Origin of the sequence: Ruminococcus champanellensis 18P13 = JCM 17042 (assembly GCF_000210095.1) — a bacterium.
GTDB lineage: Bacteria > Bacillota > Clostridia > Oscillospirales > Ruminococcaceae > Ruminococcus_F > Ruminococcus_F champanellensis.
This window is the reverse complement of the sequence record NC_021039.1, coordinates 1,541,546-1,563,472: the sequence shown is the minus strand read 5'-3', so window position 1 is coordinate 1,563,472 and position 21,927 is coordinate 1,541,546. Positions and strand designations below refer to the sequence as shown.

Here is a 21,927-nt window from a genome sequence, read left to right as displayed (position 1 = left end):
TTAAAAACATATTGCGAAAGTCACAAAAGTATATTGACATGTTATGAAAATACTAGTATAATTGTATTGTTAACAAAATGTGCATACATTACGCACAGAACAGGGGGAAAACATGAACAGAATCCATCGCATCCATGCAGGGCTGCTGGCTACTGTCTGCGCAGCCGCCATGCTGCCGGGACTTTCGTCCTCAGCGGCAAAGCAAGCCGTCCTCAAGGGCTACCGGGGAGATCTGAACCAGGATCAGACCGTAACCATTGCGGACGCCGTGATCCTCTCCAAGCACCTGACCAATGCCCAGCCGCTGACGGCGGAATACGGGCTGAATGCGGATGCTGACGCAAACGGCACCGTAGACGGCTTTGACCTGGCGTATATCAAGCGCATCTGTCTGGGCTTTGCAGAGCCAATCGGCATTTATGAGGAAATCGACGTTCCGGATGCGCAGTTTATCAATGCGCCCATCAAGGAAGTCAAGGCGTCCCTCCCCTCCCAGGGAGAGGCAGAGCTGGTGATCTTCTATGTAGACTTCCCGGATTGCCAGTATACCTATGATCCCTCCGCCGAATACATCGATCAGATTGCCTTTGGACCGGAGAGTACGGAAAGCGCCATCTATCCTTTTGAAAGCATGCGTGCCTTCTACAGCCGCTCCTCCAAGGGGGCTATGGAACTGAGCGGAAAGACCTTCCGCTATACCACCAGGGAAAACGCCTCCGCATACGGGACTGATAAGGTAAAGCTGGCAAAGGAGTGCTACGAAGCCTTCAAGGACAGCGAGGACTTCACCAAATTTGACGGCAACGGAGACGGCAAGATCGATGCCACGCTGTTCACCGTGCCCACCGCTGCAGGGGATACGGACTGGTGGCCCTGCGCCGGTGCATTCGGAGACGAAAGCTACCGGGTAGACGGCATGGCGATCGGCCACATTATCACGGGCAATGCCCAGATTGAAAGCGAAACTGACTATAAGAACTTTGTCAGCAGCTATCTCCACGAAATGGGGCACTGCATGGGTCTGCCGGATTATTACCTGTACTGGGGCACGGACAGCGAAGGCATGCACGGCGCTGCCGGCATTGAACTGATGGATACGGACGCATCCTCTGATTTCGGTGCCTTCTCCAAGCTGATGCTGGGCTGGTATCAATCCGACCAGATCGCAGTGTATGACAATGCCACTGGCACCCAGACCTTTACCCTGCACAACGCACAGACCCAGAACGGCAACTGCGTCATTATTCCCTACGGGGAACTGGATGGCCAGTATTTCTCCGAATATTTTGTGATCGAATACGCCAGTGCCCAGGCCAACAACAGTGGTCTCCCCTGGTGGCAGACCAGCGGCAGCGGCGTGCGCATTTACCACATCAACGCCACCCTCCAGCGGGATTACTGGTACACCTACCTCAAGTACCAGAATGGTACCGAGTACAACAATGACGGAGTGGGCATCCGTGCCATCCGCATCGTCAATGACACAGATGGGGATAACTTCTTCCACCAGGGCGATGTAATCAACAACAGCGTATCCGGCTTTGGCTGGTATGACAGTTCCGAGAACGAGTCCATCGATCCGGGGGTTACCATCACAGTGGGCGCCCTGGAAAACGATGCATACACCATCACCATTACAAAATAAGCAAAAAATCCCCCGGCATACGGCTCCTTCCGTACACCGGGGGATCACTTTATCTTGATCGGGACAACACGGCCGCATCCAGAAAAGGTGCCACGCCCCGTTCCAGCCGGTTCAGCACATGCTCCATATCCCCGTTGCAGGCTATGGTCATATCCGCATACTGCTCATACAGGGGGCGGCGCTGTACAAATAGCTCCCGGACGGTCATGCGGTTGGGAGCCACCACGCCCCGGTCGGATAAATGCTCCGGCAGCCGTGCCTGCAGCACCTCCAAGGGGGTATCCAACCACACGATCACCCCGTTTGTCTTCAGATGTTCCATGGCACCAGATGAAAGCACCATGCTTCCCCCAGTGGCAATCACGGTGCCCTCACATGTAAGACCGGACGCTACCTGTCCTTCGATGCGGACAAAGCCATCCACCCCCTCCTGCTCCAGCAGCACCGGCAGGGGTCTGCCGGTTGTTTTGCAGATGGCAATATCCGTATCCAGAAAATCATAGCCGAGACGCTTGGCAAGAATTACACCCACCGTGCTTTTCCCCGTTGCCGGCATCCCGATCAAAACAATGTTCCTCATGCTATCCTCTACTTTCCGGGCGTGCTCCGCCCTGCATATTATAGCACACCCCGGCGGCAAATGCAACGGAGCAGCACCGTCTGTTTGTCATCTTTGCGCAGCATGCAATAACGTGTTTTATGCAAAAAGTCCATGGCATTCCATGCGAAAATATGGTATCATATAAATAGGACAGCATACGCTCCGGCACCGGAGGGACTGTCCGTTGAAACGGAGGCATGGAACATGGAATTTGAAATCGGCTCCTGGGTGATGTACAGTGCCACAGGCATCTGCCGGATCCTGAGCAGGGAGAAAAAATGCTTCGATGGAGTACATGAAACGGAATATTATAAGCTGGAGCCTCTGCGGGAGGGTACACATTCAGTATACTATATACCTGTCCTCACTGCGGCTTCCAAGCTGCGACCCCTGATGGATGCCCCACAGGTACACGAACTGATTCAGCACATACAGGATCTGCCATGCAGGTGGTGTGCGGATCGAAACGCCAGAAAGGAGCTGTTTCATCATATTCTGAGGCAGGATGACCCGAAGCAGCTGCTTGCAATGGTCAAATCCCTGCACACCCAGCAGGAAGCACAAAGTCGAGCCGGCAAAAAACTGTCCTCCTCGGACGAAGCCGCCCTGCACAGCGCAGAGCAGATACTCAACGAGGAATTTGCCCTGGCGCTGCATATGCAGCCCGGAGAAATCCCCCTATTGGTACAGCAAGCGCTCCATACAACGAGCCGAGCCGAGTCATGATCCCCAACAACAGACAGCACCGTACAAGGCAATTGCATGCTTTGTGCGGTGCTGTCCGTATATATGGGATGGAGAAAACGTAGGACAACTCCGTCAAGCCCTTATGGGGCTGACGGGTCATCCTGAGAAGTAAGCAAGTTCAGACAATCCCCCGCCAAGATGGTGTGGTACTGCCTTCAGATCAGCCAACCTGCACCAGGCAAAGATAGCTGACGGAATTGGTACGATCCACTGCGATGAGGGTATACTCCCCCGCCTCCGCAGGCAGATCCAGCTTCCGACTGGCGCTTTGACCAGCCACCTGGGGCGCTGTAACTGCTGCCAGCTTGCCGTCTGCATGCCGGTAAATATAGCAGTCCACATGCTTGGCATCCAGGTTCAGGGTCACGCTGTGCCGGGTCACGGTGCGGTATTCAATGCCTACCGCATTTTTGGTATCGATCAGTCGCTGATCCACAGCCTGGAGCGTCCCGTTCGGCAAAACGGATGCCCGCTGCACCTGGATGGAGGTGGTGGGATAATTGGCTGCGGTGCCATCGTCAGCAAAGGGACTGTCATCCGCCGTAGACAGATACTGGGTCATTTCGTCCTTGCTAATAATCTGCATAGAGGTGATGGCACTGTCCTTCAGCACCGCATCCTCCAGTCGGATGTTCAACTTCAGATCCGTCCGACTTTCCGTCACCGCCTGCATGCGGAACAGGTACTGCCGGGTATGCTGACAGCCGTACTGACTGGAAGTCTGTACGGTATACGCACCATTTTCCAGCCGGTAAGTGCCTGCCGCCTCTTCATCGATCATGCTGTAGCACTGATTCTGAAGACACATATAAGCATCCGCCGTCACCAGAAACGCTCCATCGTCCAGTTCAGTCACCTGCATGCTGTTCCGATCCAGGATCGTGCCCCCTTTTTCAATATTGCTCTGGGAGTTTAAACAAGAGAACACGCCGTCCCGATAGGTCACACCAGCCATCTTTGCCAGAAGCTCGTAATCCGCATCCTTGGGCAGTGTGATCGTCTCATTATAGGTAAGCTGCAGATATTGTTCGATCTCCTCCAGGGTGAAGTCGGAGACAACGGACAATTCCATATGACGCATGTATTCTACCTGCCGCAATGCCCATACCAGAAAGTCCTGGTCCTTTGCGGTGATCCTGGACAGATCCTCCACCGACGGCATAGCTGCCGCCCGCTGGGCGTAGTAATAGATAAAATCCTCAAGCTGGGTGTAATCGTCCGTATCATTCGGAACGTGTACAAGCGCACCCTCCTGTTCCAGAGGATACTTGTTGTACAAAGTGAAGGTATCGCCGTTGGCATCCGGACTGGTCAGTTCAAACAGGTATGCAGTGCGCGCAGTGCCCTGCTCCAGTTCAAAGGTGTATCCGGAATCGTAACTGCCGTATTTGGCATCGGCAAGATCCATCTTGGCAGAATAACTGTCGTTGGTAAAATAGCTGCCGATCACATCTCCGGTGGACGCATCCGTCACAGTCCCCTCCGGCGTCAGCAGGTACTCGTACACGATCACGCCCCAGTGCACCTCATTGTCAGTGGTGGTATATGCTGCCTCCTGCACATCATAATAGAGCTGATTGTATCCGGCACTTGCCACCCCGTTCATGGCGCAGAAGGTGCCACCCCCATCCGACAGATAAGAAATCTTCCGGCAATTCCGGGACAATTCTGTAAAATCCTGATTCGGGGTCAGCAGCACTGCCTGTGTCTGCTCCCCCAACACTGCCTCCTCCAGCTTCGTTTCAAAGCCGTCATAATTGTAGCCTTCAAACGCAAGCTCCTGACCGCTTGCCTGGATGTTTGCATTTTCCTGCTGGTCAAAGCCGGTCATCATCTGCATCAGCCACGCCTGCATGGCAGGCTCGGTCACCCGCTCCAGGAAAGACAAATGCAACGCAGGATCCCCGTCCGGCATTTCGGTATCATAATAGAACCAACTGTTGATGCGGCTTTCCAGCCTGTTGTACTGCTCCGGATCCACCGTATGCTCCATATCCTGATACAGGGCAAACGCCGTCCCGGTAAAGGGGTATTCCCGCACCGTCAGAATCGAACTGGTCAGCTCCTGACTGGTGTCGGAAAGGGATCCGTTACCCGTTCCGCTTCCCGGCGTCAAAGGGATAACGCCCTCATTGATGGGAAGCGTCATATTCACGGTCAGTGCAATAATCGCGGCGGCAGCTGCAATCGTGCCTGCCACACTGACCCACTTTCTGCGGTGCCGGCCGGGCTGCCCCGGATCCATTTCCATGACTTCTATATGCTCTCGATTTGTTGCCGCCTCTGTCATCTGGTCTGCCAGTTTTGCGATAAATGCATCATCCAGATGCATCTGGTCAATTTTCTGTCTGTAAGAGTCATCAAAACGCATAAGATTCAGCTCCTTCCAGAATATCTTTCAGCAATGCCCTTCCTCTGCTCAGCTGTGTTTTAATAGTAGGCTCCCGCAAGCCGGTCAGATCACTGATCTCCCGCACGGAGTAGCCCTCATAGTAAAACAGATGCACTACCATTCTATATTTTTCCGGCAGCGTCATCACCGCATCGTACACATCCGTGGTCTTTTCCTTGAACGGAATACAGCCGCATTGCTCCGGGATCAGCTGCATGGTTTTCTGATTCCACACGGCTTTGCGCATATCCTTTGCAAGATTGATGGCCACCCGGAGCAGCCATGCTTTTTCATGTTCCTTTGAAACGAACCTGGGTGCGGAGGTGGCATAGCGCAGGAAGGTTTCCTGCACCACATCCTCTGCGTCAGCGCGGTTGCTGAGCTGCATCATGGCAGCACGCAGCACGTCATCGCCGTGTTCCCGCACAACGGCTTCAAACCGGGCACGAAGCTGCACAGGCGTATTCTCCACATGATCGCCCCCTTTTTTGACTTATAAGACGGAATATTCATTCCGTAAGCGCTTTCACTCATAATACGATTCAGCACATCAAAAGGTTTCACGATTTTCAAAATTTTTTTCGGTTTTTTCAAAATCAATTGTACCCGGATTTCCCGGCATTGTCAAGGCAACACGCCCTCGGCAATAAAGTGTTGCTTTTGCAACAGATTTCCCGGAAATTCCGTGATAAAATAAGAAAAAAAGCACACCATAGCATCATAGCATGCAAAGGAGGATGTTTTATGGAAATTACCGTGACAAAGGATAATTTTGCGCAGCAGGTGCTGCATGCAGAGCAGCCGGTTCTGGTGGACTTCTGGGCTACCTGGTGCGGCCCATGCCGCATGCTGGCACCGGTCCTGGAACAGATCGCCCAGGAGCGGCAGGATATCCGTGTCTGCAAGATCAATGTGGATGAGGAGCCGCTTCTGGCGCAGCAGTTCCAGATCGACAGCATTCCCACGCTGCTGATCTTTCAAAACGGCAAACAGCTGGCACGGATGACCGGCTACTGTGACAGGCAGACACTGCTGCAAAGACTGGACGAAGCACTGGCATAATCAGATTACAGGAGGTATGACACGATGTATCAGCACAGAGCAATTACAGAGGATCTTTACTGGATTGGCGGGAACGACCGCCGGCTGGCGCTATTTGAAAACGTCTACCCCATCCCCCGGGGTGTGTCCTATAATGCGTACCTGCTGATGGACGAAAAAACCGTGCTGCTGGATACGGTGGACAAGTCCGTCAGCGACGTGTTCCTGGAAAATCTGGAGCATTTGCTGGGAGAGCGGCAGTTGGATTATGTGATCGTGAACCATATGGAGCCGGATCACTGCGCCGCCCTTGGACAGGTGCTGCACCGATATCCGGAAGCTGTTGTGGTATGCACCCAGAAAGCACTGGACATGATCGGACAGTTTTTCGGAGCGTTCCCGGCACTACGCAGTCAGACCGTCAAGGAGGGTGATACTCTGACCACCGGCAGACATACCCTCTCCTTTGTGATGGCACCCATGGTACACTGGCCGGAGGTGATGGTCACCTATGACGCCGCCGACAAGATCCTGTTCTCCGCTGATGCATTCGGCACCTTCGGCGCACTGGGAGGCAATCTGTTTGCGGACGAAATCCCCTTTGAAAGTCAGTGGCTGGAGGATGCACGCCGCTATTACACCAATATCGTGGGCAAATACGGCCCCCAGGTGCAGGCTCTGCTAAAGAAGGCTGCCAGTCTGGAGATTCAAATGCTCTGCCCCCTCCATGGTCCCATCTGGAGAGAAAACATCGGCTGGTTCCTGGACAAGTACATGCACTGGAGCAGCTACACACCGGAGGAATCCGCCGTCATGATCGCTTACGGCTCCGTGTACGGCAATACAGAGGCGGCCGCCTTTTTACTGGCATCCCGACTGGCGGAACGGGGCGTCCGAAACGTGCTGCTGTATGACGTGTCCGTGACCCACCCCTCCCTTCTGGTGGCAGAAGCTTTCCGGTGCAGCCATCTGATCTTTGCCAGCGCCACCTACAACGCCGGGATCTTCCCCTGCATGGAAACGCTTCTGCTGGAGCTGAAGGCACACAGCCTGAAAAACCGCACCATCGGGCTGCTGGACAATGGCACCTGGGCTGCCACTGCCGGCAATCAGATGCGCACGGTACTGGAATCCATGCAGAACATGACCATCCTGGAGCCGGTGATCCACATCAAATCCGCATTGACCGAAGCCCAGCTACCGGAGCTGGATGCCCTGGCGGATGCGGTTGCGGCATCCTTGTAACAAAACAGAAAAAGGGACTGCATAACGCAGTCCCTTTTGGTTTGCAGGAACGAAAATCAGCCAACCAGAGAAGCCGGATATGTCATAATATCAGCTGCTTCTTCCCGGGTTACCTGCTGATACTCAGAGGTCTTGCCGTCCTCATCGGTCAGGCTCAGCACACTGCCGCCTGTTGCAATGTCCCATTCCTGCTTTACAAGCTCTACATAGTTTGTGCCGTGTTGCCTTAAGAAAATCGGCATTCTCCTGCTTTTTTATTCTGGTATACAGCTTTTTGTTACAATTGTCAAAAAGCGTCATAGTCGCCGCAGCCGGCACAAAGACGCAGAAAAAGCCGCCGGAGCAGACACTCCGGCGGCACTCTTTTACAACATTCGCTTCATCATACAAAGATCAACGGAATCGATCCGACCGTCTCCGTTCAGGTCACCTGCCTGCCAATCCGACAGTGGGTCGCCCCCACAGAGCCACTTTTGCAGGGAGACTACGTCCGCAATGGAAAAGGCGCCGTCCGCATTCACATCCCCCACCAGCCGGCTGGCACCGACGGCAAACACCGCATATCCCACACAGCCAGATGACTGGCCATTGCTGCCCAGGGTGATCTGCTCCCCCTTTGCCGCCTGACGGCTGTACAATACAAACTGTACACCCTTGTCAGTTTCCGCAGTCAGCCCGGTGGCTGTCCAGTCCTTCAGCCATGCAGGTAAAGCCGTTACCCGGCTATCCAATGCCGTATACACGGTAATATGCGCCCCGGCGGTGAACACTGCCAGATCCGAACTGCTGTTTTTGGAATCGCATGCGGTGCGGATATATTCCGCCCCGGCAAGCTGTGCCGGCAGTGTCGTATACACAGCATCCCGGTCGCCGAATACCGGGTCTCCGTTCTGTATGCTCTGTACAATGGACCAGTCTGCATCATTTTCCCTATCCTGCACCAACAGGCTCCGGATCAGAGTACCCTCCAGCGGCTCGATCCGCTGCTCCAACATCCACTTCTGATTGTCACTGCCATCCCTTGCCCACTGTACCACATTGGCGCCCTCCTCCTTGGAGCCGGTTGCAATGCCAATACAGCTCTGATCCTTGGTAGGCTTGGTGGCAATGGTATAGGTACCATCCCCGTTATCCAGGAATTTAAACAGCTGTGCATCGCTTTGTGTATTGCTGTAGATGCCGATGTTGGTGCCGTTGTCCGTCTTGCCGTAATCCAGATCCAGGTAATAGGTCTTGCCGTCCCCCACTTCGGAGCAGATCCGGTAGTAGCCGTCCCCTGCATCCTGCATCATCCAGCCATTGGCACTGCCGCTGCCCTGCTGCACATTGGTTCCGTTTGCAGCAGTACCTCCTGCCACCTCCAGGAACAGACCACTGCCCACATTCCGGAACTGATAGATGTGGGCTGTGTCCATCACAGCGCCTGACTTCACCGGATCCTTTTCCGGTGAGAGCGTCACCACGCCTGCCGGAAATGCATCCACCGTCAGGTCATTCAGATAGTATTCAATATTGGTGTAGCCCTGTCCACAGTAATCCCCGTTTACATCACTGGGATCCTTGGGATTCAGTCCTCTTGCCACCTCCCAATCATCCGGCATGCCGTCATTGTCGCTGTCGGTAATGGTTTTGTTCAGAACCGGCGACGGGTATTCATAAGTCACGCCGCACTGGATCTTGTACTTATCAATGGTCGCCTTCTGGGAATCATTTGCCTCGGAATAAGGTCTGGCGCCGGTGAGATAACCGGTGCCGGTACGAGTCTCGTATGCCACCTGCTGATCGATGGCAGTACGGGTATCCGAAGTAATGCCATTGCCTGCATGGTCAATGACGTGGTTGTAAGCATCCGCCGCAGACTCCAGAGTCAGGGCAGCAGATACGTCCACCCCGTTGGACATCACCGGGAAGTGAGAATCCGACCGGGTGGTGGCTTCGCTCTTGCCGGTCTTGAAGCTGATGGCAGACCAGTTGGCGTTCTCCCCGTTCCGCACAGAATCGTCCTTGTTCAGGATCCGGTTCCCCTCCAGGAATACCTTGAATTTGTCATCGTTGGACACTTGGATATAATGGGTGCCCCCATTGGTGGAGGGACCCAGTTTCAAGGTGTTCCCTGCATAGTTCACATGGGCAATGGTGCCGTAGGCGGTCTGGTATCCCCAGTTATAAATCACGTTGTTGGTAAAATCAGAAGCATTCTGATCCGTAACCTTGCCCCGGTAATTCCGGGATACGTTATGTACGATCAGATTGTGATCCCAGGTCACATTGGCACGACCCAGCATGATTCCAAAACCGTGAATGCCCTTGCTGTGATAGGAGAAGGAATTGGAAGGGCCGATGACAGAATACTGTACCGTCAGATTGTCGCACTTGGAATACAACCCCCACTGCTCATCGTTTGCCCAACCCAGGGAGCAATGATCCACAATGGAATTGGCACCGTTGGCACCGCCCCATGCGTCATAGTCCGCATTGGTACCCCGCTCGCCCGGCCGGGAGCTGATAAACCGGACGATGCAGTTTTCGCCCCCAAGCCCCAGCTTGTAATTTTTCAAGGTGATGCCGGCACCGCCAGGTGCGGTCTGTCCCGCAATGGTCACATTGGAGGACACCACGACATCCTTTTTCAGCTCAATGGTACCGCTTACGTCAAACACCACGATCCGATTGGGCTGGCTGACTGCATCCCGGAAGGAGCCGGTGCCGCTGTCGTTGAGATTGGTCACATGCACCACCGTGCCGCCTCTGCCGCCGGTGGCATAGCTGCCGCCCCCCACTGCGCCGGGGAAAGCCTTGATGAGTCCGGCAGCGTCCGCCCTGGTATCCATCTTGGGCGGCATGGATACGGATGCGGACAACACCGTCACCACGCCCATCAGCAGCGCCGTCAGGCGCCTGAATCTATTCTTCATTCCATTTCCCTCCGTATGAACAGCAGTATGTACTGCTGTCTACATTGTTTTTGCGTATTTTTTTCTGTACTGGGTGGCGGAAATCCCTGCCCGCTCCTTGAACTGCCGCATAAAATGCGTCGGAGTTTTATAGCCGCACTGGTCGGCAATTTCCTGCACCGTCAGTGTGGTATCCGCCAGCAGCTTTTTTGCTCGCTGCATCCGTGCCTGAATGATATCCTCTCCGCAGGAAATGCCGAACTGGGCTTTGTAATTCCGCTGAAAATACCCCCGGCTGATGCCAACACTCCGGCAAAGCTCGTCAATGTTCCAGTCCCGTTCCGGAAAAGCGTAGATCCGCCGTTGCGCATCCGAAAGGGCATCCTGCAGTTCTGACCGAAATGGGGAAAGCGCCGTTTTGGAGGTCATCTCCAGCATGCAGTCATCAATCTGCTCCTGAGCATGCTCCAGGTCGGTAATCACGCAAACAGCATACCGCACGTTTGCATGCTCTCCGCCGGGGGACACACGCTTCAGATCCTCCAACGCCTGCTCCATCCGCAGGATCCACAGATCCATGGTCTCCCGCAGTTCCTTGGGTTCCCCGGCGAAAGCGGCAGCAAACACAGAATCACTGAATCTTGCATGCAGACCGCCTCCATGCAGCAGCCGAAGCACATTTGCCAGCATGAACACATGCTCCGTACTCTCCGCCCGGGGGCACTGAATCAACAGTATCCCGATTCCGCCCTGGGCGGCATGCTGGGGCAGCTGCTGCAAGAAGCCCTTGTGATTGTAAAAACCAGTGAGGATATCATGGGTATCGTACTGCGCCATCTTCTTCTGGAGAAAATCCGTATAAAGCTTGCTGCGCAGCATACGGAACCCATTGGAAACGGCGCCACACCAGTTGGAATAATGAAAATCCATCTGACAATCTGCAGCATGCTGAAACGCTGCAGCACAGTAGCCGTAAATATCCTGATCGCTGTGCAGCGGGGTCAACCGCACCAGCATGGGCGCATGAGGCTCCGCAAAACGGGGCAGAATCTGCCGTGCCGGAAAGCTGGCACCGGCACGGGCATATTCTCCGACCCGGGTGCCCATCAGAAGCAGCATCCGGTCTGTATACCGATGCAGCTGGTAGGACTGTCCCTGTTGAAATTTCCCCAGCCAGCCGCTGCATACGCACACGTCGATTTCCGTCCAGTTCGGCACCAGATAGGCAATTTCGCTGATCCGGAGCTGCAGCGCCTGCACATCCGCCGCACTGGACAGCCGGACAATGTGGTTGGCGTTCATATACGCCTCCGTCAGCATCTGCTGCCGGGTAATGGTATTGCTTTGTTCCACAGCAGCGACAGCAACCTCCGGGGACACCGGACAGCCGCAGCTGCCTCCCAGCATCAGCGTCGGCTCCAAAGGCTTACACGATCTTTGCGTGCCCAGCTGTTTCAGCAGGTTTTCCACCGCCAGCTGCCCTGCCTGCTGCCCGCAGCCTTTGACCGTCGTCACCGGCGGATCGTGGATCAGTGCCTGCATGGTGCCGTCATAACCGGTCACCGCTACATCCCCGGGCACGGAAATTCCCCCTGCCTGCAGGGCATCACACAGGGCAATGGCCATCATATCGTTGGCGCATACCACCCCGTCCGGCTTTGGCACCTCTCCGTTCAGGATCTTATTGGCGAAATCCTGCGCAGTGTTCATCCAGAAGTTCCCGTAGAAAACCTGTTCCTCAGAAACCGGAAGTCCATTGTCCCGAAGCGCCTCTAAAAACCCATCCCGCCGCTGGATCGCTTCAAACCGATCCTTCTGACCGGTCAGACAGTAGAGCAGCTTGCAGCCGTGCACCTGAATCAGATGCTCTGTGATCCGGTAAACGATCTTCCGCTGTTCTGCATACACATAGGGGTACAACTTATTCTCCTTTTCCAGCACCACGCATCTTGCGCCCCGCTGATGGAACTGCCGTAAAAGCTCTCCCACAAATTCCTGATCAAAAAAATAGTCCGCCAGGATGATATATCCATCCAGATCCGCCCGAACCGCCAGGTCATAGATCTCCTTTTCACCACTAATATGGTGGATATAAAAAGGATCCCGCACCTTAGAATAGGGCTGCTTTGGATTGGTGGAACAGGTGAACACTACCACATCATATCCGGCTGCTCGTGCTGTCCGGTCAATGCCGTCCAGCGCATCCACGATCAGCGCATGGGTGATCGGCGGTGCGATCACCCCAATTTTTCCTACTGCATGCATAGCTTCCTCCGTGCGTCATTGCTGTCCTATGCTATTATATATAGTATACAATTTTCCGCGCGGAATGTCAAATGAAATGGTATGACAGCTCAATCCAGCAGCATGGATTTCAGAATGGCAAGATCAGCTGCGTTCAAAATGCCGTCCCCGTTCAGGTCGGCTGCCTGGGCATCCGGCAAGGACGCCGTCCGACGTACCAGGTAATCACGCAGAAGCTTTGCGTCTGCTGCATCCACATCGCCGTCCGCATCCACATCTCCAAGCAGCGGCGATACGCCCTGCAAAGTCACAAAGGCAGTATAGAACACACAGCCGCTGGACTGACCGTTTGCACCAAGAACCACAGTGTCTCCCTTGGACACATCCTTTTTATAGATCCGGAATGCAACCTGGTTGGAGTTAACTACCGTATCCTCTGTCCGAGTCCAGCCCTGGAGCCATGCAGGCTCGCTGGTCACACGGGTGTCCAGACCCACATACACCGTCAGATCCTCTCCGGCAGTAAAGGATGCTGCATCCGTTGTGCATGTTTTGGAATCTGCCGCCGTACAAATGTACTCTGCACCGTTCAGATACTTGGGCAGCGTGACAAAGGTCACCTCCCGGTCGCCGAACACCGGATCCCCTGCCTTCAGATCATAGCGAATGGACCAGTCCATGTAGTTTTCGTTGTCCAGTACCTCCAGACTCCGGATCAGCTTTCCGTCAATGGGATCCCGCTTCACCGGCGTTCCATTGTATTCCACCGGATCTCCTGCCAGCTCGTTCAGGAACATTTCCAGATTGGTGTAGTCATCCCCGGACAGGCTTACCTTTGCTCCATCTGTGGGATCCTTCGGATTCAGCCCATGCTCGATCTCCCAGGCATCCGGCATACCGTCCCGGTCAGTATCGTTCTTCGCATTGCACACCCCATCAGTGCTGTGCTTGAAGTTGTTTTGATTGGGATAGCCTCCCGCATCGTTCTGGCTGTCGATAATGCCCTTGAGTCCCTGCTTGCTGCCCGTATAGGTATAGGTGCCCTTGGTGACCTCCTGAATATACCGGGCGTCAATGTAATCCCAGCCGGTCTCGGATGCGCCGCCCGCCCCTGCTCCGGCAATGACGCTCTTGTAGGCATCCTCCGCAGACTGGGTATTCACATAGGATTCAAAGAAGGGCTGATCGCTGCGCACGTCCGCTGTGGTGCAGTTTCTGTTGGCAGAAACCGCTTTGCCCTTGTCCCAGGCATTGTCCGATGCCCGCAGCAGGTAGTTACCCTTCTGATCCAGCATCACGTTGCCGGATACATACATCTTCTGGCAGTCCGCCCACCCAAGCTCATTGCCGTCGGTGGATACCACATGAAGACTGGTATTGCTTTCTGCTCCTGCTTTATAATAGTTGTTTACAAAGTTAAGCCGTCTTGCGCCCCCATCCGTGGTTCTGTCCCGCCAGTTGTAGACCACATTATTCCGGATATCCAACTGTCCGCCGTAGGTCTCATCCTGCTCCGTTCCCCCTGCCAGGGACCAGTTCCGTCCGGTGCAGTCGATGAGCAGATTGTGGTGGAAGCTGCCCTTGTTGCCGCTGATGGATGCAGCAAAGGCATGGGTCTCCGTGCCAGTACGATCTCCGTCATAATGCACAGAATCGTGGAGGGATTCTCCGATGATGTTCCACTGGAAAGAAATATTTGCTGCACTCCGGGAGGAGAAGCCCTCATCCGTCGCCCAGGAAATGGAACAGTGATCCACAATGGAGTGATTGCAGCTGCCAAGACCCATGCCGCCGGAGGATTTGCCGTTCATATCCCCCACGCGCACACGCACATCCCGGATCACCAGATCCGAGGTTCCCATGCCGCCGAAGTCATAATTGATCAGGGTGATGCCGTCTCCAGGTGCGGTCTGTCCGGCAATGTATACGTTGCCTCCGTTGTCCGGGATCACCAGACGATCCTTCAGAGCGATCACGCCACCCACATCGAACACGATCACACGGGGCACGCCCTGCCAATCCTCTGTCAGCCACTGGGGATCACACAGCGCCCAGCGCAGGCTGCCCTCGCCGCTGTCGTTCAGATTGGTAACATGGATCACCTGTCCGCCTCTGCCGCCCCGGGCAAATCTGCCATAGCCCTCTGCGGTAGGAAAGGCAAGCCGGTTAAGCTGGAAGGAATTCACGGCACCCTTAATGGTGTTTCCATTTTTATCGATTGTGTCTACCCGCCAGTAATAGGTGGGAATGGAGGAATAACTGTCATCCAGGCTATAGCTGGTGCCAGTCTGACTCCCCTTGAATTCCGGAGACTGATGGGTTGCGGAAAAGACGCTGTTGTAATCCGTACCGATATACACATCCTGGCTCTTCATATTCTTTCCTGCCGTCCAGGACAAGCCTTTTGCAGCATCATGGTGGAACTCCTGGTCTGCCGGCGACATTTTGGAAATGCCCTGTACCGGGTCTCCCCCATCCAGCTCAAAGGCGTTGAGCCAGGCATTGCCCTTACCCTCCGGTGCAATCAGCACAGTCACAGTCTGTCCCTTTGTCACCTCAAAGGTGGAGTAGGAGATCCCGGCATCATCCTCACTGGTCACACGGGTGGGGCATGCCACGCCGGTCTGGGTGGTCTTGCCGTTAATGGTAATTTTCATGGATCCGGCAGAATTGCCCTTACCCACACAGCTGTGCCAGGTCTTGAGGGAATGAGTACCGGCGGACAAACCGGCGATCTCCAGCTTAATGATGCCGCCGCCGTTGGTATTGTCCACCGTCACCCCGTCCATGGTCAGATAGGGATGGCTCAGATCCAGCTTTTGCAGTGTCTTATCGTTTTCACTGAGCAGATTGCCTGCTGCACCGCCCCCGTTGCTGAGGGTAAAGGTGATGCCTTGAAATTTCACTGAGCCGGATGCGCTGCCTCTGGGGAAGCACCAGTTGTTTGCCTTTCTGGAATAGGATGCTTTTCTGCCATCGTTCCGGTTCAGATCCACCAGGATCCGGTTCCCCGTTTCGGCAGAGCCGGTATTCTCCAGTTCCCAGTAATTCCCTCCATTGTCGTAGGTTTCGGCGGATGCGGGATTCCGGCTGCCGAGAGCATTGGTTCCGGCAAAGGTGACAGTCATTGCCACGGCAAGCGCCAGACAACGCTTCATTTTGGATATCATATTCAATTCCTCCCTGTTTCCCTGCCCCACGCGGCAATCTGCATATATTTTTCTGCCGCATGCGTTAATTTCTATACATACAGCATATCACATGAAAAGCGTCCAAAGCAATAACAAATTGCATCTATTTTATGACCAATCCAGCACAAAAAACAGCATTTCAGTGCTACCGAAATGCTGTTTCCTAAAAATCAGTACAATATTGCTTTATCCGAGTAATGCACGCTTCATACGTACCAGATCCATGCCGGTCAATACACCGTCCCCATTATAGTCCCCTGCTTTGGAATCTGCCAGCGTGTCCGTCTGCTTAATGAGATATTTTTGCAGTGCTACCACATCTGCCACGCTGCATACGCCATCCGCATTCACATCCCCCATCAGCCGCTCAGCGATGCTTTCCACCTGCCAGCTGCGGAATGCAATATTCTTGCCGGAGAACACAAAATACAGATCGTGGGTGCCGCCGATGCCGGTAAATGCCTTGCCGGATACCTTGGCGAATGCATCCGGAGCATCAAAGCTGACACTGGTCAGCAGCTGTCCCGTAGGCGCATCCAGCCGCACCTCCATAGTGCCGGTACCCCGTACCTCTGCGGTCAGCACTGCCGAATCCTCCAGCAAAGGTGCATTTGCCCCGGTTCCTCCGGATGCTTCTCCGGTATAAAGCTGAATTGTATCCGCAGACTTGCTGTAGCGGAATGCAGCATTTTCGCCGGTGTATACCGTGTCCCCATCGGAAAAGCCGTTCCAGATATTCCGCAGACCGTCCGCCCATTCCCGGGTATTGGTCAGCTCCGTGGACAGGTCAAAGGCATAGGTGCCGTTTACCAGCATGGTATCAATGGTAAAGGTGATCTGCGCATCATCGGATGCAGTAAAGTAGCCCATGTTGAACATACCTTCCGCACCACCCATGTCACAGGTAATGGTGTAATTCCCGGTGCCGGTGATCTCCGCTGTGCCGGTGCAGTCCGTCCCCGCCTTGGTGGATGGATGCATGGACAGAGTAGTGGCTTTGTCCACATCCGTCACGGAGATCTGATATGTAATGGTATCCACCTTGGTCAGCACATAGTCCGCCGGATCCACCGTGGGCTGTGCAGGTACTCTGGAGCCGGTAAAGGTCACGCTGCGGACGCTGCTCCAGGCACCGGCTGCATCGCTAATGAGGTATGGGTTCTGCATGCTGTCAGTGTTGTATACCATATCCGCTGTATTGTTTAAAGAAGCGGCATTCTGCACTGCAAAGGGGTCTACCCCCTGGATGGTCTGTACACCCTTTTTCGTGCCGCCGGTTTTTGTGATGGTCACTGTGTCCTCATCCACACTGATCCGATCCACCTGCATGCTGCGGTAGCTGCCCTTGATGCCCATACCCTGCTTCAGCATCAGGGTATGATAGAACATATAGTATTGATCCCGGAACTTCTGCATGTGAGTGTGGTTGTTGGAGTAATCAAAACCGCTCTGCCCCGGGTTCTGGAAGCATTCGCCCCGCATAACCCAGCTGTCCGGATCCAAGGGGGTCTTGGTGGTCATGTACACCATGCTGCATCCGGAAGGGGGATCACAGTCGTACTCCCACTGCTTGGAATGATCCGACCAATCCGTATTGTAGGTATACACATAGGTGCCGTTGATGTAATTCAGCTCGCTTGCCTCAAACAAATAGGGTGCCGGAATGTTCTGAAAGTCGCTGTCGAAGGAAACCATATCCTCCCCTAGCCGGACGATCCGGGCAGAGCCGGGCATATAATCTGTGCCGCCGGGTGCCTTTCCGGCACCGAAGGACAGCCAGCCCACGCCGTTCTCATCGATCACTGCACCCGGGTCAAAAGGGTTGGGGCAGCCATTCAGTCCGGGGGTGGAAGTGGAAATCAGAGGCTTGCCCAGGGGATCCGTCCAGGGGCCCAGCGGATCCGTTGCGGTGATCACGCCCACACCCAGACCGTTGTTGGAGAAATACAGATAAAAGTGGGTCAGTCCGTCATCCTCCACCCGGGAAACAATGGAGGGAGCCCAGGAGTTGGTGATCCAGGGAGCAACCTGATCCACATGAATCTCCCCATGATAAGTCCAGTTTACCATATCATCTGTAGAAAGCACCACCAGAGACTTGATCTGCTCATAGGTATTATCCACCTCGGAGCCCTTGACCTCAAACTGCTGGTGGTCGTTGGTGCCAAACAGGTACAGCCTGCCGTTATACTCCACTGCGGTGGGGTCGGCACAGAAAAATGCCGGGGAAATCGGGTTGTTGTAATTGATATTTTTAAACTGGTTGGTGCTGATCTGACTGTTTGCGATGGTACTCGCCTCCTCTGCGGCTTCTGCAATGGATCCGGCAGTGAGCCGGGATGCGGGATACGTTCCGAAGCACAGCGTCAGAGACAATGCTGCCGCCGCTGCGTATGCAAATGCTCGTTTTTTCATAATACCCTCCTGCCCTTTGTATGGTGATATAATCAGTATAGCACATCCAAATGCAGGGCGGTAGAAGGATGCTGTCCGATTTTTAGCACAAAACAGACATGGCATTGACAGGCTCCAGACTCCATGCTACAATAGAAGCATACAACCGGAAGGGGGAGAAATATGATACGTCTGCCGCTGTGGATCTTTACAAAATCTGAAGACTTCCCGTTTTTCATTCAATACGGCTACCATGATTCCGAGTGCTATCTGCACAGTCATGAGGACTTTTCGGAACTGGTCATCGTGCTGGAGGGCAGTGCGGAGCATACCGTAGGCACGGAGCATTACCCCATCTCCAAGGGGGATGTGTTTGTCATCAACCAGGATACGGAGCACGGCTTCACCGGGGTCAGCGATTTTCGGATCTGCAACATCATGTTCCGGCCGGAGGTGCTGTTTGAACACATTTACAACATCCGCCAGTCCCCCGGTTTCCAGGCACTGTTCGTAGTTGCGCCCCACTATTTGCAGAATCACCGTTTTTCCAGCCGGCTGCATCTCCAAAGTCAGGAATTTGCCGCAGTCAAGGCCATGATCCGGGACATGATCACCGAGTACAACCGGAAGCAGGAGGGATGGCAGACCTATTGCTACGCCTGCTTTCTGCAGCTTTGCGTCCGGCTTTCCCGGCTATACCAGCTGACTAATACGGAGCAGCACCGATGCGTCATGCAGCTTGCCGCCGCCACCGCCTACATGGAAGGACATTTTTGCAGCAGCATCAGTGTAGCGGAGCTGGCACAGATGTCCGGCTATTCCCAGCGGCAGTTCAGCCGTCTGTTCAAGGAAGCATACGGCGTGTCCCCCAACGCCTACATAACCAATCTGCGGATCCAGAAAGCCCAACAGCTGCTCCAGAACACACAGCTTCCCATCGGCGAAATCGCCTGGAACTGCGGCTTTGAGGATCAGAATTATTTCAGCCGCATGTTCCGGCAGACCGCCGGGGTCACCCCCTCCGCTTACCGGAATCGGGAACGGAACAATGTCGGCAAGTCTGCCCAGTAATCTTGCCTTAGCGTCAAAACAGGCTATCCGAATACACTCGGATAGCCTGTTTTTATGTATGCTCTGATATTAGTCTGAATCAAAAAAGTGCCCGGTAAAAAAGTTTTCATTGCCCAAGGGGGTTGCAGTCAGCCGGAACAACACACAGCCATCCGGACAGACCACAGTAGTCTGATAGCGGCCGTCTCCTCCGATCCGCTCCAGATCACCGCCTGCCCGGATCGCCTCCATCTTCGGATACAGCACCAGCATTGCTTTCGGACAGATGCCGTAGCCGTCCTGATTCACCGGACAGCCATAAGTACAGGTGTATTTGTCGCCGATCTCCTCACCGTTCCGGCAATACCGCTCGGTATGCTTTCCCCGCAAAAAGCCAGCCACTTCAATTTCAAATTCGTATTCCTCCGCATACCACTTCTTCATACAATTCCTCCTTTTGCCGCATCCGGATCGGCTGCCGCAGCAGGGTTCGCAAACGATCCGGCGGAATCTTTCTCGCATCCGACAGATAAATCTCGTGGTGCTGTCTTTGCTCCGTCAGATCAAAGGCATAGCCATTTGCCCCAAGGAAGTGATGCATCCGCTCAATGGTGCGAGCCCGTTCCGCATAAGAACCAATGTGCAGGCACTGGACGCACAGCCCCTCCTCCATGGTCACAAACCTGGCATAGGCACAGTCCATATCCCGCTGCTCCGTTGTATGCTGCACTGCCCAGTCAAAATCCGCCCGGGTCACAAAATCCGGTAACCGACTTGCCAATGTCCAATATAGCATGCCCGTTCCGGCTGCATCCGATCTCCCCTCCTGGCTCTTGTACCAGAATCTTTCCAAGGGCGGCAACACATAGGGCACAAACCCGTCGATCTGATGAGCTGTCCGGTAACTCATTTTTAAAGTGCGACCCACTGCGTACAGGATCATGACCGCCTGCTTGAAAAAACTGTTTTTCAGGCTGGATTCCCCGACTCCACGCACCACTGCGTAATGTACCGCCGGTACCGTCACGATCATCGGCTGATTGGTTGCCATATAAAATTCCCTATGGGCTTTTTTCAAATCCAGTGGCATTCCGCCGTCTCCCCTTTATGCTGCCGCCCTATTTGCCGGATCATGATTTCCGGATCCGGCTGCCGATCAGCGCACCGATCAAAGCGCCTGTGCCCAATGCCATTCCGTAATTGAGCCCTATGACCGATGCCGCAGCCACACCCACGCACATGCCGATGCAGGCACCTTCGTTGATCCGGCTGTCCTGCTGTTGCTGGCGCTCCGGATGCCGCCGGCGATCCGCCTTCTGCCGCAGATGCAGCGAGATACCCAATACCAGGCACAGTGCTATGACAATCCAGGGCATTGCCCGCATCAGAAACGTCTGCATGGTTTACTCTGCAACCAGCTTCCGAAACTCTGTATCCCGGTCAAAGCTGCCCTCCACAAATCCCGGTACTTCCTTGATGGCCTTGCAGATACTGATGCTGATGCCGGTCATCATGGAACTGATTTCCTCCTCCGTGTAGGTACACCCTCCGGTCACAATCAAGGTTGCGATTCCGTGAGTCATGAGCCACACATCCCGGAAGTACAGATCCGCAGCCGCCGCATCCAGATGATACACCTGCTGCAAACAGGTACGCAGCAGCTCCTGTGACCGATGCATGGCACCCATGGCTCCGCCGTTTTCGCTCTCTGCCGGCGTCAGAAACAGCAGCTTGTAAAGCTCTGGCTCTTCCCGTGCAAAACGGATATACTGCATGCCGAAGCCGTAAAATGGAATGGGCATACCCAGTCCCCGTTCTGCATAACCCCGATAAATCCGCTCTGCTGCGCAACGAATTTCCCGCTTGGCCTCTTCCATGGTGTGAAAACAGGTGAAAATCGGCTGGGTAGACACTCCCAGCTCATCGGCAATGTCTCTGGCGGTCACTGCGTCGATCCCCTTAATCCGGGTCACACGCACAGCAGCGTCTATCATTTCTTCCCGTGTAAATTTATATTTTGGCGGCATTTCCGCTCCTCCGCTCCTTAAATTCCGGTCTGTATATACCGGATCATCTTGCATGTTTCATTGACAGCACCATACAGAGCCTGCATGATGCGCTGCATATATATCATTCGATATATATTGAATTTATTATAGCACATCTGGCGAAACCTGTCAAGAGGCTATCCGGCCAAAAGCTTTACGAAATTGCGCCTGTCATCCCCGCTATCCGGAACGCAGACATCAACAAAATCCCATGGTCACAGCCATGAAACAATGGAAATCACACACGGGTTCTTGTTGAGTAAATTGTTTCTAGGCAAACAGGAAATCGCCTGAATACGTCCTTTTTTTGTATCTACTCACAAAAATCATCACACATTTTTTACCCATCTCACAAATTTGCCTGCACACACTGGTATTTTCCTGTATACGCTTGACAAGCGGAGGAAGTACCGCTATAATAGGTACAAAGGTTTA

At 54.2% G+C, this 21,927-nt stretch carries 17 protein-coding genes; 5 read left to right on the top strand and 12 right to left on the bottom strand.

Annotated elements, in window-relative coordinates:
* The first annotated feature begins 112 nt into the window (after positions 1-112).
* Positions 113-1,645 carry a dockerin type I domain-containing protein gene (locus RUM_RS06875; RefSeq protein ID WP_015558430.1) on the top strand — a complete coding sequence of 511 codons (1,533 nt, stop codon included), beginning with the start codon at positions 113-115 and terminating at the stop codon, positions 1,643-1,645.
* A gap of 49 nt (positions 1,646-1,694) precedes the next feature.
* On the opposite strand, the gene RUM_RS06870 is transcribed toward RUM_RS06875, so the two are convergent.
* Entirely contained in the window at positions 1,695-2,225 is a 531-nt protein-coding gene (locus tag RUM_RS06870) for a shikimate kinase (RefSeq protein ID WP_041326326.1), read from the bottom strand.
* Positions 2,226-2,450: 225 nt separating this feature from the next.
* Between RUM_RS06870 and RUM_RS06865 the strand changes: the two genes are divergently transcribed.
* A complete protein-coding gene (locus RUM_RS06865) occupies positions 2,451-2,972 on the top strand; it encodes a CarD family transcriptional regulator (RefSeq protein ID WP_015558429.1) in 522 nt (173 codons plus the stop codon).
* A 181-nt stretch (positions 2,973-3,153) separates the two neighbouring features.
* On the opposite strand, the gene RUM_RS06860 is transcribed toward RUM_RS06865, so the two are convergent.
* Positions 3,154-5,364: a hypothetical protein gene (locus RUM_RS06860; protein WP_015558428.1), complete on the bottom strand. Its 2,211-nt coding sequence runs from the start codon at positions 5,362-5,364 to the stop codon at positions 3,154-3,156.
* On the bottom strand, positions 5,354-5,857 hold the full coding sequence (locus RUM_RS06855; protein ID WP_049775524.1) for an RNA polymerase sigma factor: 504 nt from the start codon (positions 5,855-5,857) through the stop codon (positions 5,354-5,356). Before RUM_RS06855 ends, RUM_RS06860 begins: the two co-directional genes overlap by 11 nt.
* A 272-nt stretch (positions 5,858-6,129) precedes the next feature.
* Between RUM_RS06855 and trxA the strand changes: the two genes are divergently transcribed.
* A complete protein-coding gene (trxA, locus tag RUM_RS06850; RefSeq protein ID WP_015558427.1) occupies positions 6,130-6,447 on the top strand; it encodes a thioredoxin in 318 nt (105 codons plus the stop codon).
* Between the two features lie 24 nt (positions 6,448-6,471).
* A complete protein-coding gene (locus RUM_RS06845) occupies positions 6,472-7,671 on the top strand; it encodes an FprA family A-type flavoprotein (protein WP_015558426.1) in 1,200 nt (399 codons plus the stop codon).
* Positions 7,672-7,727: 56 nt separating this feature from the next.
* Here the strand turns inward: RUM_RS06845 and RUM_RS06840 are convergent, their stop codons facing one another.
* The 5 genes from RUM_RS06840 to RUM_RS12090 all read right to left on the bottom strand — a co-directional run bounded on the left by RUM_RS06840 (position 7,728) and on the right by RUM_RS12090 (position 18,415).
* The gene (locus RUM_RS06840) at positions 7,728-7,913 is read right to left on the bottom strand and encodes a hypothetical protein (RefSeq protein WP_015558425.1); all 186 of its coding nucleotides are present in this window, start codon (positions 7,911-7,913) and stop codon (positions 7,728-7,730) included.
* 123 nt (positions 7,914-8,036) lie between these two features.
* Positions 8,037-10,586, bottom strand: a complete 2,550-nt coding sequence (locus RUM_RS13120; RefSeq protein WP_015558424.1) for an RICIN domain-containing protein — start codon at positions 10,584-10,586, stop codon at positions 8,037-8,039.
* Between the two features lie 39 nt (positions 10,587-10,625).
* The gene (locus RUM_RS06830) at positions 10,626-12,830 is read right to left on the bottom strand and encodes a substrate-binding domain-containing protein (protein ID WP_015558423.1); all 2,205 of its coding nucleotides are present in this window, start codon (positions 12,828-12,830) and stop codon (positions 10,626-10,628) included.
* Positions 12,831-12,919: 89 nt separating this feature from the next.
* Complete coding sequence (locus tag RUM_RS06825) at positions 12,920-15,979, bottom strand: dockerin type I repeat-containing protein (protein ID WP_015558422.1); 3,060 nt, start codon at positions 15,977-15,979, stop codon at positions 12,920-12,922.
* A gap of 207 nt (positions 15,980-16,186) precedes the next feature.
* Entirely contained in the window at positions 16,187-18,415 is a 2,229-nt protein-coding gene (locus RUM_RS12090; RefSeq protein WP_015558421.1) for a family 43 glycosylhydrolase, read from the bottom strand.
* A gap of 162 nt (positions 18,416-18,577) precedes the next feature.
* Between RUM_RS12090 and RUM_RS06815 the strand changes: the two genes are divergently transcribed.
* Positions 18,578-19,465 carry an AraC family transcriptional regulator gene (locus RUM_RS06815; protein WP_015558420.1) on the top strand — a complete coding sequence of 296 codons (888 nt, stop codon included), beginning with the start codon at positions 18,578-18,580 and terminating at the stop codon, positions 19,463-19,465.
* A 69-nt stretch (positions 19,466-19,534) separates the two neighbouring features.
* On the opposite strand, the gene RUM_RS06810 is transcribed toward RUM_RS06815, so the two are convergent.
* The 4 genes from RUM_RS06810 to RUM_RS06795 are packed head-to-tail and all read right to left on the bottom strand — an operon-like array spanning position 19,535 to position 21,471.
* Positions 19,535-19,888 (bottom strand): TIGR04076 family protein, encoded by a 354-nt coding sequence (locus RUM_RS06810; RefSeq protein ID WP_015558419.1) that lies wholly within the window; start codon positions 19,886-19,888, stop codon positions 19,535-19,537.
* Positions 19,854-20,534, bottom strand: coding sequence for a GyrI-like domain-containing protein (locus RUM_RS06805; protein WP_015558418.1), 681 nt, complete (start codon positions 20,532-20,534; stop codon positions 19,854-19,856). Before RUM_RS06805 ends, RUM_RS06810 begins: the two co-directional genes overlap by 35 nt.
* Positions 20,535-20,574: 40 nt before the next feature.
* Positions 20,575-20,844 (bottom strand): glycine zipper family protein, encoded by a 270-nt coding sequence (locus tag RUM_RS06800; RefSeq protein ID WP_015558417.1) that lies wholly within the window; start codon positions 20,842-20,844, stop codon positions 20,575-20,577.
* Positions 20,845-20,847: 3 nt separating this feature from the next.
* On the bottom strand, positions 20,848-21,471 hold the full coding sequence (locus tag RUM_RS06795; RefSeq protein ID WP_015558416.1) for a TetR/AcrR family transcriptional regulator: 624 nt from the start codon (positions 21,469-21,471) through the stop codon (positions 20,848-20,850).
* Positions 21,472-21,927 lie beyond the last annotated feature (456 nt).

Coding starts and splice junctions, on each gene's coding strand:
- RUM_RS06875 (WP_015558430.1), top strand. CDS start 113: ATGAACAGAATCCATCGCATCCATGCAGGGCTGCTGGCTACTGTCTGC.
- RUM_RS06870 (WP_041326326.1), bottom strand. CDS start 2,225: ATGAGGAACATTGTTTTGATCGGGATGCCGGCAACGGGGAAAAGCACG.
- RUM_RS06865 (WP_015558429.1), top strand. CDS start 2,451: ATGGAATTTGAAATCGGCTCCTGGGTGATGTACAGTGCCACAGGCATC.
- RUM_RS06860 (WP_015558428.1), bottom strand. CDS start 5,364: ATGCGTTTTGATGACTCTTACAGACAGAAAATTGACCAGATGCATCTG.
- trxA (WP_015558427.1), top strand. CDS start 6,130: ATGGAAATTACCGTGACAAAGGATAATTTTGCGCAGCAGGTGCTGCAT.
- RUM_RS06845 (WP_015558426.1), top strand. CDS start 6,472: ATGTATCAGCACAGAGCAATTACAGAGGATCTTTACTGGATTGGCGGG.
- RUM_RS06840 (WP_015558425.1), bottom strand. CDS start 7,913: ATGCCGATTTTCTTAAGGCAACACGGCACAAACTATGTAGAGCTTGTA.
- RUM_RS13120 (WP_015558424.1), bottom strand. CDS start 10,586: ATGAAGAATAGATTCAGGCGCCTGACGGCGCTGCTGATGGGCGTGGTG.
- RUM_RS06830 (WP_015558423.1), bottom strand. CDS start 12,830: ATGCATGCAGTAGGAAAAATTGGGGTGATCGCACCGCCGATCACCCAT.
- RUM_RS06825 (WP_015558422.1), bottom strand. CDS start 15,979: ATGATATCCAAAATGAAGCGTTGTCTGGCGCTTGCCGTGGCAATGACT.
- RUM_RS12090 (WP_015558421.1), bottom strand. CDS start 18,415: ATGAAAAAACGAGCATTTGCATACGCAGCGGCGGCAGCATTGTCTCTG.
- RUM_RS06815 (WP_015558420.1), top strand. CDS start 18,578: ATGATACGTCTGCCGCTGTGGATCTTTACAAAATCTGAAGACTTCCCG.
- RUM_RS06810 (WP_015558419.1), bottom strand. CDS start 19,888: ATGAAGAAGTGGTATGCGGAGGAATACGAATTTGAAATTGAAGTGGCT.
- RUM_RS06805 (WP_015558418.1), bottom strand. CDS start 20,534: ATGCCACTGGATTTGAAAAAAGCCCATAGGGAATTTTATATGGCAACC.
- RUM_RS06800 (WP_015558417.1), bottom strand. CDS start 20,844: ATGCAGACGTTTCTGATGCGGGCAATGCCCTGGATTGTCATAGCACTG.
- RUM_RS06795 (WP_015558416.1), bottom strand. CDS start 21,471: ATGCCGCCAAAATATAAATTTACACGGGAAGAAATGATAGACGCTGCT.